Here is a 16,677-nt window from a genome sequence, read left to right on the forward strand (position 1 = left end):
TCAATTCGCTATTCTAATCTTTCGCAACAAATAAACTACCGTAAAACCCGTCATCACGATCCCTATCACGGCTACCACATAAGCGGACTGGACGATAAAGTCCAACCAATCCACATTGGGTGAATAAAAATTCTTAAACAACAACACTCCCACACTGCCTAGGTAGCCAAAAGCATCCGCGATGTACATCAAAAAACCTATGTTGGCACCAGAGATTTTGAAGACCGGGATGACCCGCTCAAACACAAAGCAGTTGAACGGAATGTAGGCCAAATACACGCCTGTCATGATCATAATCACCCACAGCGAACCAGACACCACTTTTTGTTCCATCCCAAAAGTGCTCAACGCAATCGTGACATAGCCCACCAATATGATCAACTGTATGGCCAACAGTGCCTTGAAGTTGTCCCTGATCAGGAAAATCGAACTCATCACGATCAGTACAATGATGGTGGAAGGTATCGACGTACTCAAGTAGATCGACGGCTCCTCCGCAAAGCCCAAAGCCAGCCAAATATCGGAAGCGTAATTGCTGCGCAGGTCTCTAAAGATGGTGAGCATCATGTAGCTCAGTACCATGACCAGCATCAATCCTCCGATACTTTTGAGGCTTGTACGGCGACTTGCAGCATCCATAGGCACGCGTGCCATCCGCTCCGCTTTGTCCTCCTCTGTCGGTTCGGGCATTTTGTTGAGCAAATAGACCGAGATCAACAGTGGCACGGTGAATATCAGCCCAACAATGTAGGGCATGTGGTACTCCGATACACTGAGGTTGATGATGAGCCATTGTGCGACGGACTTGCAGAGATTGGATGCCATGATGAAACTGATCGACAGGATCGCGCCCAATATCTCCGTACTAGACCTACCCTCGAGGTAACTAAACACGATACCCCAGATCATACCCAAGGGCAGACCATTGAGGAAAAGACACCAGAAGTTGTAGGGAGCTGGGATGAACGCAAACAGTACCAAGGCCAACTCTGCAAAACCAATCAGCGCCAAAATCAACCAAGCCCGCTGGCTCTTCTTTAGCTCGGAGATGAACTTGATCCCTATGAACTTCGAGAACATGTACCCCAGCGCCTGTGCGATGATCAACAGGCTCTTGAACTCCAACCCCAGATAGGTGACATCCGCAAATACACCCACAGAAAAAGCCTTTCGAAAAGCATACATGCATGAATAGGTCGAAAATGCCACCAATCCCATAGAGATCACGAGGAACCAAGCGTTTTTGGATTTTTGGGAGAAAGCAGCAGGCAAGGTCACATCCATGTCTTATACTTTGGCGTAATCCATGATTTCCATCAGATTGGAGACGACATGTGTCGCACCCAAAGCTGTCAATTCTTCGCGGCTGTACATGTTGGACGCTACGCCTACGATGTACTTGCACTGGGCGTTGAGTCCCTCTTCCATATCGGATTGGGTATCCCCTACTTTGACGACTCGCTGTGCGTCTGTGATTCCAAAATGCGCCATGATCTTTTGGATCATCTCTGGCGAGGGTCTGCCCGATTCTACTTCATCACTGGTCACTGTGAAATCGATCAAATCACTTCCAGTCCAGCCTAGACGCTTGAGCAATAGGTCCACAATCTCCCGACTATAGCCAGTATCTAGGGCTACTTTGATCCCACGGTTGTGTAGTTCTGCAAATAACTCTACCGCTCCTGGAAAAGCCTTTATTTCATCTGTCTCTTCGTATTTTTTGATCAAAATCTTAAAAAAATCTGCATTGACTGCCTCACGCTCTTCATCACTAGCCTCAGGCGCATGCGCATCAATCAACTGATTGATGCCTTCGGTTTTGTTCATCCCACCCACTGCTCTAAACACCTCTTCCAACTCCAGATGGATGCCGACTCTTTCCAATGCTTTTTTCACACACTGATACACTGTTTTTCCTTCTTCTACTGTGGTGCCAGCCATGTCAAATACGACCAGCTCTATTCCGTTCAAATTCATATATCTATATTATAATGCCGAAGCACAATGGTTAATTTTTTATTAAGCTTTTGAAAATCTGTCTGAAGCTCTCCAGGATAAAATCCGCTTCGTCCTGACTAATGATCAAGGGAGGATGCAGTGTGACCACATTGGTATCGATCACTTTGAATGACAAGCCTTTGGACAGGCCATATTCCAATACCGCATTCGCTAAAGTTGGGTTCCGTTCTTTGGACTTCTTTGAGGTCACCAGATCTATCGACAGAAGCAAACCGATCCCGTCCACATGACCGATCTGATCATACGCAGCTGCCATCTCTTGCAATCCTTTGAGCAGGTAGCTACCCAATGATTCCGCACGTGACACCAATTCTTCATGCTGAATGAAGTCAATCGTGGCATGCCCCGCTGCTGCACTAATCGGACTCTTCTCATGCGTAAAATGCCCGATCGAATAATCTGCCACGACGTTGTATTTGTCCTTGGTCAAGATACCTGCAAACGGCAGAATACCTCCGCCTAGAGACTTGCCCACCACCAATACATCAGGGGTGACATAGTGCTCCGCGGCAAACATTTTACCCGTTCGTCCCATGCCACACACGATTTCATCAAAGATCAAAAATGCGCCATACTCATCACAAAGTGTTCTCACAGTCTGCCAATATCTAGCTGTCGGGATAAAAGGCGTAGATGCCACAGGTGTCCCGACCACCGCTGCAATATCTGGATTGTTCTGAAACACCACACGCAGCTGATCAAGATAGGCAGCATCGATGGCATCTGTATCAGCAGGATCTATGCCCCAGGGATTGCGGTAATAGTTCGGGAACTCCACGAAAAATGCACCCGGCACCATGGGACCCACGCCAGTCGTCCAGTGGGCATTGCCACTGAGCGTCGCTGCTTGAAAGGTGCTGCCATGAAATTGATTCCAAAAGGAAACTGTCTTCCACTTGCCCGTCACCCGCTTGGCGAGCATCACCGCCATCTCGATCGCCTCCGATCCTCCCGGACAAAACAACACTCGATCCAGTTCCTCAGGTGCCATCGACACCAGCTTCTCCGCAAAATCCACCGTCACCTGTGCCGTGTAACGTCTCGGAGCAAAACTCAACTGATCGTCCAGTTGACGTTTGATGGCTGCTATGACCGCAGGGTTGTTGTACCCGATGTGGTGTACGCCATTGCCATGCAGGTCGAAGTAGCGCTTGCCGTCATGGTCGAAGATGTAAGCGCCCTCTGCCCTGTCGATGACATTCATCACAGGCGAAGACAATGCTTGGTGCAAAAAAATATTGGCATCACGATTCAATATCGTCCGTGACGCTTGACTCAGGGATTCGGCCTTTCGGCTCTGCACCCCAGACTTGTGCGTATCTCCTTGCTGCACGAAGGAGGCAGTCATGTTACTCATGGTTGGTTGATTTATTGAGTTTAAATATGTCTTTCATTCGGCCTTCGCTATCGTACATGCGCAGCTCCAGCTCGTCCCCAAACACCTCGATGGTCAAGTAGTGATGTCCCCTGAATGTCTTGGCACTGAACCATGAACGAGTCGGTGCAAAATCCTCCAAATTACCGCCTGCACCACCGGCTTGGACATAAGTCACACCTTTGGTTTTGGTGACTTTGTTGTCCAATATCTGATGGGTCCGCTGATAGGTATGCAGGTGACCGAAGAAGACCATGTCCACGCCGTACTTTTCGTAGAGTGGCACGATGGGCTTGATCTCTGGGTCGCCCATGGAGGTGGATTCCTTCCAACTGTCTCCATAGTCGTCCTCATCCGAGGAATAGGGTGCATGATGATGCGCCACGAACTTCCACTCAGCAGTAGAGTGCTGCAGCTGTTCCTCTAGCCAGACATACTGCTCCGCTCCCTCCGCAAACTGATCCTTTCGGTTGCTATCGAGCATGAAGAACTCCGCATTGCCATAGGTGAATTTGTAGTAGGCCTTGTCCTTGTACGGCAAGATGTGGTACTGATTGAACCAATACAGATCACCCTCTCCATTGCCCGCAACTGGATACACCGGAATGCGTGAGGTCAGTTGACTCATGGCATGGAAGTACTCATAGTTCCACTGGAACTTGTTGGCCTCTTGGCCGCCATCAGTCAGGTCTCCAAGATTGAGCAGAAACTCAGGTCGCTCGTCCCAAAGCAACTTGGACACACGGTTGTTGACATGTGGACGCGCTTCCGTATCACCTATCACCGAGAAGGTGAAAGATGCTGGCTCAACCTCTCCCGTTTTGAAGGTCGAAATTCCGCTTTCTATCACCTGCCCTTCCTTGGTGGTTGATTTGATGTTGTAGAAATAAGCTTGACCCGGTTCTAGGTTTTTGAATACGTATTGATTGATGTTGCTGCCTTCAACTGTACCTGTTTCGCGGTTGCTTTTTAGGGTCTCTAGCTTCACACTTTCCGTCAAGGGCACAGACGTCCCGTACTCAATCACTGTATTGGCGGGTTCGCTGGTTTCCCAGACGATCCCCATCTGGGTAGGCGTACCCATCTGTAGGTAAGGTCCTGCATTGTAGTGAAACAAGTCTGGGTAGAGTTTCCCTTCTATGGTCAGGTTTTGAAAGTCTTCGAAGTTCTTTTCAATCTTCTTTTTGCTCAAAGCCTGACGATACAGTCGCTGACACTTCAACAAATCTCCCATCTGCATGTAGGGCTCATGAGAGAGGTAGGCAGCATTCTCCAACTGCATGACTTTCGGGTCGTATTGCATGATTTTACCGACTTTCATCTGAGCTTTCAGTTCGCCATTGAGGTAGAGTTTCATGAACTGTCCGTCATAGGTGGCTACCAGATGTGCCCAGTAATTCTTCCATCCGCGTCCCTCCACTTCAACATTCAGCGCGCTAGAAAACGCCGACTCCTGATCTTTGAGCGTAAAGACTACCTGACGACCATAGACACCCAGCAACCACAGCGGATCTTTCTCCTCATGCTGATAACGATAGGTGGTCATAATGCCCACCTCTTGATTGACATGGTAGAGCAACCAGAGTTCCACCGAAAAAGCCTCCGTTGGCACTCGCTCAGAAGGGAAAAAACCTTCGACTCGCTCCGTTGGATCTTGACCGAAAAACTCAAACGGATAGGTCTTGTATTTCAAAGGAGCAACGGGTGACTTAGGCGATTCTAATCTTGGTCCGATAGGGTTATTGGCATGGCGATCCAGCGTATAGTCTGGCCAAAACCACCATTCGCTGAGGGCGTCCTGTGCTCGCGAAAATTGTACTGCCCCTATCAAAACAAGTAGAATTAATAATCTTTTCATACTTTGTCTCTCAATTGGTCCCAAGGCCCTGTGATGGCCATGGTGAGCCCTTCTTCTTGTACATTGACGAATAGTGTTTTGCCGGATGGCGAAAAACATACGCCCGTGAGCTCTGATTTGGAGCCTACATTTCTACCAATGTTGTAGATCTCTCCGTTCGGCTTGATGCCTCGGATGTAAGCACCCGCTACATCCTCCACCAGGATCACATCACCCCATGGTGAAACGGTCAGGTTGTCGCAGAACTTCAGTATCTCGGTATCATTGGGTTCTGCAAACAAAGTCAAAACACCGGGCTGTTCGGCTTCCCGATCAGTCCCCTCAAACGGACTCGGTTTGTATTTGAACACCTGACCTGAGCGGTTCTTGCCGCCATTGGTACAGGCAAAATAGACCTCTTCGTTACCATACCACATCCCTTCGCCTCTATCAAAAACAGCCGCTCCCGCTTCGAAACCTCTGTGGCGCAAATCATCCGCTGGGCTTTCGACATTGTCAAGTGTCATCCATTCCACAGCAAGTGACTGGCCAACTGCCAGCGCCTGTTGTTCAATATTTCGTGTATCAAAGCTCGACTGATCTTTGATAACCAAGGCCTGTAGCACGCCTCCTTCATGGAGCTCTCCCGGCACATGAGGCAGGTAACGATAGATCAAACTGTCGTGCTGATCCTCGGTCTGATAGACTATGCCAGTACTGGGATCTACAGCCACCGCTTCGTGGTTGAAGCGACCCATCGCCTTGATGGGCTTAGGTACGATCAATCCTGTGCCACTGACAGGAATCTCAAAATTGTATCCATGAGACTGCTCATTTTCTTCGCCTTGTGGCGTAGTGTCTTCCTCACAGGTGATCCAGGTGTTCCATGGAGTCGGTCCTCCTGCGCAGTTGCGATTGGTACCGATCAGGCTTAAAAACTGCTTCTCTACTTCCTGCTTCTCTTCGTCAAATACCACAGTGGTCGTACCCCCAAGACTTGGATTTTTCCCAAATCCATGGTCATAAAACTGCTCTTTGTGCAACAGATCAAACAGCTCCAAATCTTTGCCAAATGGACCAAATTCTATGGGTTTAGGGCTGTTCTCATGGTTGCGGATGAGGACGACTTTCCCATCCAAATCAAAAGCCGCCATACCATCCGCTCTGCTCGGTACAAAGAATCCATCTGACATTTTCTGTCCCCATTGGGAGATGATCTTTGCCTCGAATCCTTTCGGCAATTCCAACCATTGATTGGCAGCTGTCATGGTTTCATTTTTGGCAAACGAACAATGGGTCAGGTACTGTGCTAGTCCGGCAAACCCTATGGAAACTACTGCAGACTGTTTGATAAATTTTCTTCGTGAATTCATTGTGCTTGGTTGAGATTGATAGATACAGGATTGCTTCTTTCGTAGGTCGAGCTATCAAATGTGACTTGGAAAGTACTGAATGGATTGATTTCTTTGACATAGTAATCTGTCGTGATCACCTGTGCGCCTGAGCGTTTGGCAGCCTCGAATCGCTCGTAGTTGTTCTTCCTCGCTTCATCTGTATTGGCATCTGCGCGGGTTCTGACCATGTAGCCCTTTTTGACTCGCTCTCTGATTTCCTGCTCCTGCTCAATCGGATCATTCATGATGAAAAATGCAGCCATAGGGTGTGTCTCTTCTACATCCACGAACATTGGTTTGCTCGCTACGTCACCTTGCAAATACTGCTCAGTTAGTTCACGACCTGCATCGAAGACAAACAAGACTTTCCCTCTCGAAGCGTCCAATGCTGGCCAGCCAGTAGTCAAGACCGCTTCCCTCAAACTCGCTGCTGATCCCTGTACCAGTCCAGGGGTGATCAGCTCTTCATCTGCAAATACAGCTGCGATCTCCGCATCCAAACTATCCAAAGCCTGTGCATCGAAAGCCGTCACTTCGGTATATCCTGGCTTGTTGATACCGGAGTTCTTAGGATTGATCGTGATGATGATAGGGAAATGGGTAGGATTTGCCATAGACCAGGTCCGTACATCCGACAAACACCCCTTGAAAGTCAAACAGTGACTCCTAAAGTCAATGTCCGGGATATGAAACGTTTTGATACCCCGAGTCGACAACTCATGAGCCGTATCGAATGGTAAGGCTGGGATTCCCAGAGAATCCATCAACTGCAAAGCCAAAGGCTGCTGAAAACGCCCTCCTTCTGGGTCATACACGACATCTATTTCCAGATTCCTCAGTCCCAAATCCAACTGCTGATCGAGTGGCAGGTGTTTGTAGTCCAAGCCCATCGCACCAGAGTCTTCTTGAATCAACAATTGCATCAGGGCGGGTTCTATACCGCTCTTGTAGCTGTTGTGGCTACCGATGACTTGCATTTGGTTGAGCTTGATTGGTTCTTGGGTTTCTTGCTTGGGTTGACAGGCGATTGCTGTCAGGAAGAGAAAGAATATGGGAGTCAAATGTTTCATGAATATAAAATGATTAATTGCTAATTTCTTTTGGGTTGGGTGAATCATTGGTGCGTTAAGGTTAGACTATCCATCAATTGATTTTCCAGATCATAAGCTCTGAATATCAATGATTTATCTTGTACTGTGGCGATACCATAGTGGTGTTTTTTGATGACGGTATCCATGACTGGCCAGTCGGATAAACCCGAAGGTTCGAGTCCACCACCTCCGCCACCTACAACCAGAAACGCTGTCTTTTGCGCTCCAAACTGACGGATCAATCGCTCATAGTCATGGCTGTGTCCAGCGACCACTAGATCGATGCGAGTGGATTCAAAAAGCGGCTCTAGGAGTTCCAATATAGATACCTCACCGTGATAGCCTGGCCAACCTTGTGAGTAAGGCGGATGATGCAATACAATCCATCGCCACTCCGCTGACACCCAAGCGGATGAATGAATCTGCTCAATAAACCAATCGTACTGCGCAGAGCCCTCTGGTATCCCAACAGGAAACCGTTCATCAGGATCCAATGCAATGAAAACACAATTGCCCTCTGTCCATGAGAAATATTGCTTTTGATGAGGCAAAGCAGCGAACTCAAAGTAATTCTTTGGATTAAGGTCATCGTAGTACCCATCATAATCATGATTGCCCGGCACTGGATAATGCACAAAAGTGGACTGACTCAAGGCCTCTACAAACTGTAAATATGCGAAGCGGTCACTGCCCTGATCGACAAGATCCCCTGCTCCTAAACCGAAGGTGGGTTCATGTTCATTCATACGAGATATAAGCTTACTAAAAGTAGCCCATCCTCCTTGGCTATCTCCCCAGAGTGCCAATTGGAAAGTGTCCTTTACCATTTGTTTTTGGAAACTGTAGATCTGCGATTGCGTCTTTCCTTGTTGTATTTGGTAATAGATTTTGTTCTCAAAGGACTGGAAAGCTGTGAGAAAATTTCCCAAAACACCAGAGACCGTTTTGTTTTGGTTGAGATCCAAAGAATCTTTTCCGAATCGGACAGTTGCCTGCTCTATTCCCTCAGATTGCCACCTTAGATAGAGACTATCATTGGCTGATTGCCAGTAGGGATCGGTGAGTATGGCTGGATATGCTGACAAATCTGCTTGTTTCAAATCTGGATGAATCAAGCTGAGCTTTCGCTCTATGATCCACTGATCGTAATGTTTTTGTTGGGTGCTCTGATAGTCTGACCAGTCCTTTTGAGCAATCCATTGGACACTTCTGAGTCCGCCCTCCATGGCATTGTTGAGCACTCGAATCGTAATTTCTGTAGGTTGATTGGATGTAGCGTGAATGGGGAAATATTCTCCTGTCAATCGATGAACACGCTGGCCATTGAGCCAAAGCTGTGCGCCATCATCGGCACGAATGTGCAGTACGCCGTTATCGAATTGCACAGAGGTTCTGTACCAAATCGGTGAATTGGGCAGTAGGATTCGATGTGGGAGTGTAATAGGTACAGCACTATCAAAGGACGGTATGGTGGGATTTAATCCTCCGACCATATCACTGGTCAGCACCTGCCAGTCTTGATTGACATCCACACCAGCCATCACAGGTAGATGCATCAGAGAATCCAGCCTTGCATTGGCTTTCAAGTCTCCTAGTAACACATCCGAATAAGTAAGAATGGGTAAATGAGTCTGAGGGCTACTACACCCCCAGACAAACAAAATTACAAACGTAACAACTAGTCTATTCATGAATCACTACTTCTGAATTGCTCCCTTGATTGCTTCACCAGCTTTAGGTTGCTTGTACTTTTCTCCCAGAGCCTCCATGACAGTGCGCGCCACTTGGTTTTGGTAAAACTGCCCTTCTTCTTTGATTTCGCCCTTCGCAGGTGAATCTGGTCCCATCACTGCTATCCAGATTTCACCAGCATCTTTGATGCGGTTGCCATGGTGCTGCCAAGTTTTCTTTGGGTGTGTGCCACGTCCGTGATCCGTTGTGATGATGAGTGTCGTCTTACCTTTGTACTGTTCCTGAGACTGTGCATAATCCCATAGCTCTTTGATGTAAGCATCCGTTTGCTTCGCAGACTTCAAATACTGGTCGTACTCGCCATCATGAGCAAAATCATCCGTCTCACCATAGGCGACATAGAGTACCTTAGGCTTGTTTTTCTTCATGTATTCCATGGCATAGTGATGGGTAAACACATCCAACCGAACGCCACCCCAAGGCCCTCTGATTTCGTCTTGAATCTTGTTCAAGAAAGATTCGGTCTCGCTAGGGCTGTCGGTTGCTTTTTCAAACCCGGCATTGATTGGGAGACCACTGCGCTCCCTGTTGATGATGTAGGGGAACACATCCCAAGACCCGAAAGCAGCCACTTGCCCCTTGTATTTTTTGGTATTGTTGAGATGCTCTAGAATGGTAACATTGGGATTGTTAATTTTATCGTTGCTACTGATATTTTCGTCATCTGCAAAGCCTGTCAAAATCTCGTTGTACCCTGGATATGAAAACCACATCTGGTTGCTGCAATCTACCTTATTCCCATACTTCCTATTGCCGTAGAGTTGCCCCTCTACTGCGATGGTGTTCCAAAAGAAAGGCATCAGCATTTCTCTTCTTTGTAGTGGATCATTGACCCAAAACTCCTCAGTGAGCTCTTCTGGATTCTCGACATATTTAGAATCATCGACAAGCAGGGAATCTGCTCCTCCGAACAATTCTTGCCATCTCAGACCATCAAGAGATACGAGTATGATATTTTCTGTTTTTTGTGCCATACCCATCACTGAGAATAGACAAAACAGACACAGTATTGATATTTTTTTCATATTTCTTAAAACAATTATTATTTGAATTCGAACACCCTTTTTACTAAAGTATGAGGTTCGTATTCTCATTGAACCTCATACTTATTTGTGTTTTCCTACTACAGTCTGCCTTTATAGCTCAATCTAACCGTCGTTGACCCCTCCGAAGATTTGACTATCTCCAAAATTCTAATTACAGCATATTCATTTGACTTACTAGTAGGCTTTCCTACTTTTATCAAAATAGAAATATCTGATATACCAACCGTCAAATCAGAAATCTTCGAAGAAGGTGTGCCCATAGCATATGCATCTCTGACCGATTGAAAATCAGCTGTCTCAAAATCAAAATCTTCTGAAATCACATACTCAGTACCTGAAACAGCATTTGATATCAACTCAAGAGTATTAGCATTACTTACCAAAATAACATCCTGATTTTCAGCATCTATATCATCTTCAGAACCAATCATCATAGATGATAAATTGAAGGAATTGGCTCCATCTAGGGTTAATATTTCCTCTCCAACTGAATTCAATTCTATGGGAATGACAAGCATTTCAATTTCTTGAGCGGCCATTAAACCCGCCTCTGAAACAATCTCTGATCGAAAGTATATTTTAGTATTAAGACCTAAATCACTTTCTTTTGGGACTACAAAAGAATATTCTCCGTCAAAAGTCAAACTGCTCAAAGCCTGACTATAAACTTCTTGAAATGTATCTTCAGTCTCGTATTTTCTAAATAATTTGATGGATTTAATATTTGTTTGACGAGTAGATGCTTTGATTTGTACTGTTGCAGTCGAATCATTGTGTACCGTAGCAGGTGCTTTAGTAGACATAGGCTCAGCTTTAGTAATAGAATATTTGGTTCTAAATTCATTTCCAGTATTCGCATCCTCAGCAATAACATCTATTCGATTAGCGTCTTTGATCTCCGACCAAGTTGTCTGAATTGTTGCAATACCATTTGAGAAATTTACTGTCCCCAAATTAATTACAGTCCCTTCTAAAATGGCTTCTACATTGGCAGACTGCAAATCGACAGACTCCACCTCAATCGTCAAATTATCAATAGCCGTCCACTCACCAGATGAATATGGAAATAAAACCTCCGTAAATGGTTCAAAAGCAAAATCCTCTTCACGGTCATCATAACAGCCAAATGCGAGTACCCCTAACACCATTATTAATATTATTCCTTTATACTTTTTCATTTTTATATTTTTTAGAAGTGTATATTTTATTTGACATCCCACCACACTTTCGTGTTGAGATTGTCTGGCCCCTGACGAGCGATCACTGCATCGTAATTGTCTTTATTGAGTGCCTGTACATCGGTTGGATAGATGAATCTCACAGGTACCGTAGGCTGAACTGCTCCAGACCCTGGCGTAATCGTCGGGTAGCCAGTTCTTCTCCAGTCAAACCATGCTTCCATACCGCTAAAAAACAATGCGATCCATTTTTGTGTCCCGATTTTCTCCAAAAGCTCTTCTTGTGTGCCAGTATAGGCTACATCTGCTTGTGTGAAATAAGTCGCGTCTGGCTCTACTGCAGCACTGATTTCAGTATAGCCACCCACATCTAGTCTAGAAATATAGTAGTCAAATGAAGATTGGATACCATTCATATAGTAAGTCTTAGCATCACCAGTCGAGATAAATCCACGCTCTCTCGCCTCTGCCAATACAAACTGCAACTCAGAATAGCTCATCAAGATCGATTGTCTTGCTATCGGTGAAGCCAAATCATCACATGCAGAACAAGAGAACATCAAACCCACACGTGAGATGTAATTCGATCCACCTTTGTCAGCCTCTCCAGTAGGAGAATAAGCCAATGCTTCTTCATCAGCTAGGCCATTAGGTACTCCTTGATAATCATCCAAAGTACCGACCAATCCTGCTCCAGAATTAGTCGTAGGTTGTGCATACGCATAAAGTCTGTTATCACCTAGTGACTTCAGGATTGTCTCCATGTTTTCACTCAATCTGTATTCATCATACGAACCAGAACGAGTGGTATAAAGTGGCTGCTGGTTCGGATTGTCCTGCAAGTACTGCAAAGCAGCATTGTCAACATTTCCTGTCATGATCGGATAAGTCGTAGGATCACTTATGATGGTCTGCATAGCTGTGCTAGGATCTACTCTATCAGACAACCTCATGTGAATTCTCAACAAAAGTGAATTGGCAAACTTCTTCCACATCATGATCTCCCCATCAAATAAAATGTCACCCTCTATCCCAGCAGATGATGGATCAAGCAAGGTATTAGCAGTTTCTAAATCTGCAATAATGCCCTTGTAGATATCTTCTTGGGTATCAAAAGTAGGCAGGTTAACACCTGATTTGGCTGAAGTTGCTTCAGAATATGGCAAATCTCCATAGGTGTCTGTCATAATCGAATACATCCATGATTTCATCACCAAGGCAACACCCTTGTAGTTATCATTACCTGACTCTTCTGCAATAATGATGATGTTTTGTACATCACGCATAGCTCCAAAATAGGGATTATATGGATCAGATTCTGGTCCCCAGTTGTATCTATCTTCGTTTGTAAACTGGATTTTAGCAGAATACTGCATCACAACATTACCATATCCCCATGCCAAATCTGCACTTTGAGAAACACCACTCCTGATCACTGTCGGCAACAGCAAGTATGCAGGTACTGATTCAGGGCTATTTGGGTTGGTATTTACCTGTTCGAAATCATCGTCACAAGAGGTCACTGTCAACACGACAGCCAGCACCCATGCTATTAGTTTTATATTAAATATTTTCATCTTTCTGTTTTTAGAAAATTAAGAAGTATGCTTTCTGCTTAAAGATTGATATTGATGTTGAATCCATAGCTTCTTGCTGATGGGTAAGCCATGTTTTCGATACCTGGCTGGAGGGTTCCTCCACTCATCGCCATGACATCAGGATCGAAATGTGGGTTTTCTGTCCATAGTGCTAGGTTTCTACCTACTATGGATACCTTCACAGATCTTACAGGCAGATCGGTAAACCATTTCTGCGGCATAGCGTAGCTCAATTTGACCTCTCTCAACTTCACATAAGAAGCATCATATTTGGCTGCCTCCACGTTGTTACGCTCATAGTATCTGTTGTTAAAATTCCTTGCAGAAATTACCACATCATTGGGCTCATAAGAATTTTCACCTGTACTAATCACGCCATAGCTAACAAGTCCATTTTCACGACCGTTGAGCGTCTCTTTCAACTGACCAGAGGTACTTCCAATCGTCTTGGTACGAGACACTACGATACCACCTTGTCTGATATCAAATAGGAATCCTAATGAAAGCCCTTTGAAAGAAAGTGTATTTTGGATCCCCATCATCCAGTCAGGATTGTAGTTGCCTTGCATTTGCAAATCCGATCCTCTGAGTGGGGTTCCTTCGGCAGAATGAATGATCTGACCATAGTATGGACTGTTCACATCCTCCACTCTGGCAAAGCCAACACCGTAGATATTCCCCATTCTTTCACCCTCACGAGCTTGGATGTAAGCACCATTACTTTCTGTCAAAGTATAGGCATCAAGACCATCTGCCAATTCGATTACTTTTGATCTATTTCTGGTGAAGTTGACATTGATATCCCAATTCAAGCCATTGTTCAATTTAATAGGAGTAGCTGTCATCATCAGCTCTATACCATTGTTTTGGATCTCTCCTGCATTGATGATGCGGCTATTATACCCAGTAGAGATATCCATCGCAATCGGTATGATCTGATCCCTGGTTCTGTTGTCATAGTAGGTAAAATCCATGCCCAATCTTCCTTTGAAAAACCTAAAGTCTGCTCCAAATTCGTATGATGAAGTTCGCTCTGGTTTCAACTCAGAGTTGGCCAATGTAGAAGACTCACTTTTGGCTTGTGTAGAACCCCATGCTGTGCCTGGCACAAAAACATTTGTCAAGCTATATGGATTGGTATCGTTTCCTACCTGAGCAAATGCAGCCCTCACTTTCATGAATGAAAACACAGATGGCAACTGGAACATATCGCTTACCACTGCACTCAATGTAGCAGATGGGTAGAAGTAACTATTGTTGTCTGCTGGCAAAGTAGAAGACCAGTCATTTCGTCCTGTGATGTCCAAGAACAACATATTCTTGTAGGCAAACTGTCCATAACCATAAAAAGAGTTAATCCTCTTCTCTGAATTAGTTTGCTCGGCCTGTAGATTCACCGCTGAGTTGGAGAAGTTATAGATACCTGGGATCAATAGCTGTGGAGCAACTGTTTTGTTGTAATTGTTGACCTGCTTCATTTGGTTTCCTCCAGCAGACAGCGTAAAAGCAAAGTTTTGATTCAACGTTTTGTTGTAAGTCAACAAGAAATCAGAGTTGCGCTCATTGAAGAATATTTTATCCTCTCTGTACATACCCACTGGGAATCTCTGTGTACTGAATGCTCTCTTTCTGTCTCTCAACTCATTGTAAAAATCTGTCCCTGTTCTGATCATTAAGCTCAACTCATCCGTGAATTTGTAGGTAGCAGACACGTTGCCCAATACTCGGTCTTTGGACTGACCATTGGTGTTTTCGTATGTTGTGAAATAAGGATTGTCGTGGTAGTTGTAGTTGTAGTTGAACTGCTGCACTCCCTCCATACCTGGCATCCAATATTCTCTCAAATTGCTCGTATTGATCTGACGACCATACCAGATCCATAGGTACATCAAACTCTCTGTACCATAGCTAATCGCAGGACGGTTGCCACTTTCAGTATTGATGTAGTTGATCGCAGCATTCACTTTCAGCTTATCAGTGATGTTGATACCAGTATTCAATGCCAGCGTATTTCTTTTAAGATCGGTGTTAGGCACCATTCCTTTTTGATCCAAATTGGTGTATGACAGTCTCACATTTCCAAAATCATTGGCAGACGTTATAGCTATGCTATTGGTCAAAGTCACTCCTGTTTGAAAGAATTCATCGATGTTGTCAGAGTTTTTGCTCCATGGAGTCGGCGTAATTGTACTACCAGCAGGTGCATTGAGATCCCCACCTCTGTATCCATCCACATTTCTTGGTGAATCAAATTGTGCGATCAACTGACCATCCATTTTAGGTCCCCAGCTTTCATCCACACCATCGGCAGTACCAGATCCAGCACCATCCACAAATTCAAACTGGCCATTATTACCTTGCCCGTAAGTATTTTGCCAATCTGGCAATCTGAGAGGGTTCTCAAATGTCGTATTAGAGTTGATAGATATACCCAATCCTTTCTTTCCCTTTCCAGACTTTGTCGTGATCAAAATTGCACCATTGGCAGCTCTAGAACCGTACAATGCTGCAGCAGCAGGCCCTTTCAGTACACTCACGGATGCGATATCGTCTGGATTGATCTCCCCTGCAGCATTTCCATAATCGACTTCAAGGTTGTTGTTACCAGATGCACCTTGTACCTGGTTACTAATCGGGATACCGTCTACGATGAATAATGGTTGGTTGGCATTGATATTCAATGAGGACTCTCCTCTGATTGTCACCCTTGCTGACCCACCTATCGTAGACCCTGAGTTGGTCACTTGCAGACCAGCTACTTTGCCACTCAAGCCACTGACCATGTTGGTTTCTCGTGCTTCGGTCATGTCGTCACCTTGCACTTCTTGTACAGAGTAGCCAAGAGCTTTGGATTCTCTCTCCACACCCAAGGCAGTCACGACGACTTCATTGAGTTGTTTTACATCTTCTGATAACGTGACATCAATCACAGTTTTGTTTCCAATGGCGATCTCTTGTGTAACATAACCTATGCTAGTTACAATGAGGGTCTGTGCTTCGGTCGGTAGGTTGAGCACATAGCTGCCATTGATATCAGTGATACTACCCACTGATGCAATTTCTTTTACGATCACAGTAGCACCAATAATAGAGCTACCTGACTCATCGAGAACCTTACCCTCGATACGTCTATCCTGTGCCATCACGTTGGATGTACAGCACAAAACTAAAACAAGCATCAAACTACTTAGGAGTAGCTTGATCTTTTCGGGATTAAATAAAGTTGAATTCATAGAATTTGGTTTTTGTGATTTATTCTATGCAATATCAAACTCTACTTTAAAGTAGCTGTGTTGAAAATGTTACTGTATCTCTAAGTTAGTTCACGAAAAACATACGGTTTGTTAACATTAAATTCATTGACTAATATGAAACCCTTTTGGTAAC

Annotated in this window: 11 protein-coding genes; all 11 read right to left on the minus strand. The window is 45.1% G+C overall.

What is annotated here, in order from left to right; all coding sequences use genetic code 11:
* Positions 1-1,284 (minus strand): DUF5690 family protein, encoded by a 1,284-nt coding sequence (locus N6H18_RS17850; protein WP_262309642.1) that lies wholly within the window; start codon positions 1,282-1,284, stop codon positions 1-3.
* Between the two features lie 3 nt (positions 1,285-1,287).
* Positions 1,288-1,977, minus strand: coding sequence for a phosphonatase-like hydrolase (locus N6H18_RS17855; RefSeq protein WP_262309643.1), 690 nt, complete (start codon positions 1,975-1,977; stop codon positions 1,288-1,290).
* A gap of 31 nt (positions 1,978-2,008) precedes the next feature.
* Positions 2,009-3,376, minus strand: coding sequence for a (R)-1-hydroxy-2-aminoethylphosphonate ammonia-lyase (gene pbfA / locus N6H18_RS17860; RefSeq protein WP_262309644.1), 1,368 nt, complete (start codon positions 3,374-3,376; stop codon positions 2,009-2,011).
* Positions 3,369-5,252, minus strand: a complete 1,884-nt coding sequence (locus tag N6H18_RS17865) for a metallophosphoesterase (RefSeq protein WP_262309645.1) — start codon at positions 5,250-5,252, stop codon at positions 3,369-3,371. Before N6H18_RS17865 ends, pbfA begins: the two co-directional genes overlap by 8 nt.
* Positions 5,249-6,604 carry a PhoX family protein gene (locus N6H18_RS17870; RefSeq protein ID WP_262309646.1) on the minus strand — a complete coding sequence of 452 codons (1,356 nt, stop codon included), beginning with the start codon at positions 6,602-6,604 and terminating at the stop codon, positions 5,249-5,251. Before N6H18_RS17870 ends, N6H18_RS17865 begins: the two co-directional genes overlap by 4 nt.
* Positions 6,601-7,695 (minus strand): phosphatidylinositol-specific phospholipase C1-like protein, encoded by a 1,095-nt coding sequence (locus N6H18_RS17875; RefSeq protein WP_262309647.1) that lies wholly within the window; start codon positions 7,693-7,695, stop codon positions 6,601-6,603. Before N6H18_RS17875 ends, N6H18_RS17870 begins: the two co-directional genes overlap by 4 nt.
* Before the next feature lie 44 nt (positions 7,696-7,739).
* Entirely contained in the window at positions 7,740-9,407 is a 1,668-nt protein-coding gene (locus tag N6H18_RS17880; protein ID WP_262309648.1) for a metallophosphoesterase family protein, read from the minus strand.
* 6 nt (positions 9,408-9,413) lie between these two features.
* On the minus strand, positions 9,414-10,493 hold the full coding sequence (locus tag N6H18_RS17885) for a sulfatase-like hydrolase/transferase (protein WP_262309649.1): 1,080 nt from the start codon (positions 10,491-10,493) through the stop codon (positions 9,414-9,416).
* A gap of 98 nt (positions 10,494-10,591) precedes the next feature.
* Positions 10,592-11,692, minus strand: a complete 1,101-nt coding sequence (locus N6H18_RS17890) for a hypothetical protein (RefSeq protein ID WP_262309650.1) — start codon at positions 11,690-11,692, stop codon at positions 10,592-10,594.
* Between the two features lie 26 nt (positions 11,693-11,718).
* Positions 11,719-13,269 carry a SusD/RagB family nutrient-binding outer membrane lipoprotein gene (locus N6H18_RS17895; RefSeq protein ID WP_262309651.1) on the minus strand — a complete coding sequence of 517 codons (1,551 nt, stop codon included), beginning with the start codon at positions 13,267-13,269 and terminating at the stop codon, positions 11,719-11,721.
* Between the two features lie 38 nt (positions 13,270-13,307).
* A complete protein-coding gene (locus N6H18_RS17900; RefSeq protein ID WP_262309652.1) occupies positions 13,308-16,523 on the minus strand; it encodes a SusC/RagA family TonB-linked outer membrane protein in 3,216 nt (1,071 codons plus the stop codon).
* Between the last annotated feature and the right edge of the window lie 154 nt (positions 16,524-16,677).

This window comes from Reichenbachiella agarivorans (genome assembly GCF_025502585.1).
GTDB classification, from domain to species: domain Bacteria; phylum Bacteroidota; class Bacteroidia; order Cytophagales; family Cyclobacteriaceae; genus Reichenbachiella; species Reichenbachiella agarivorans.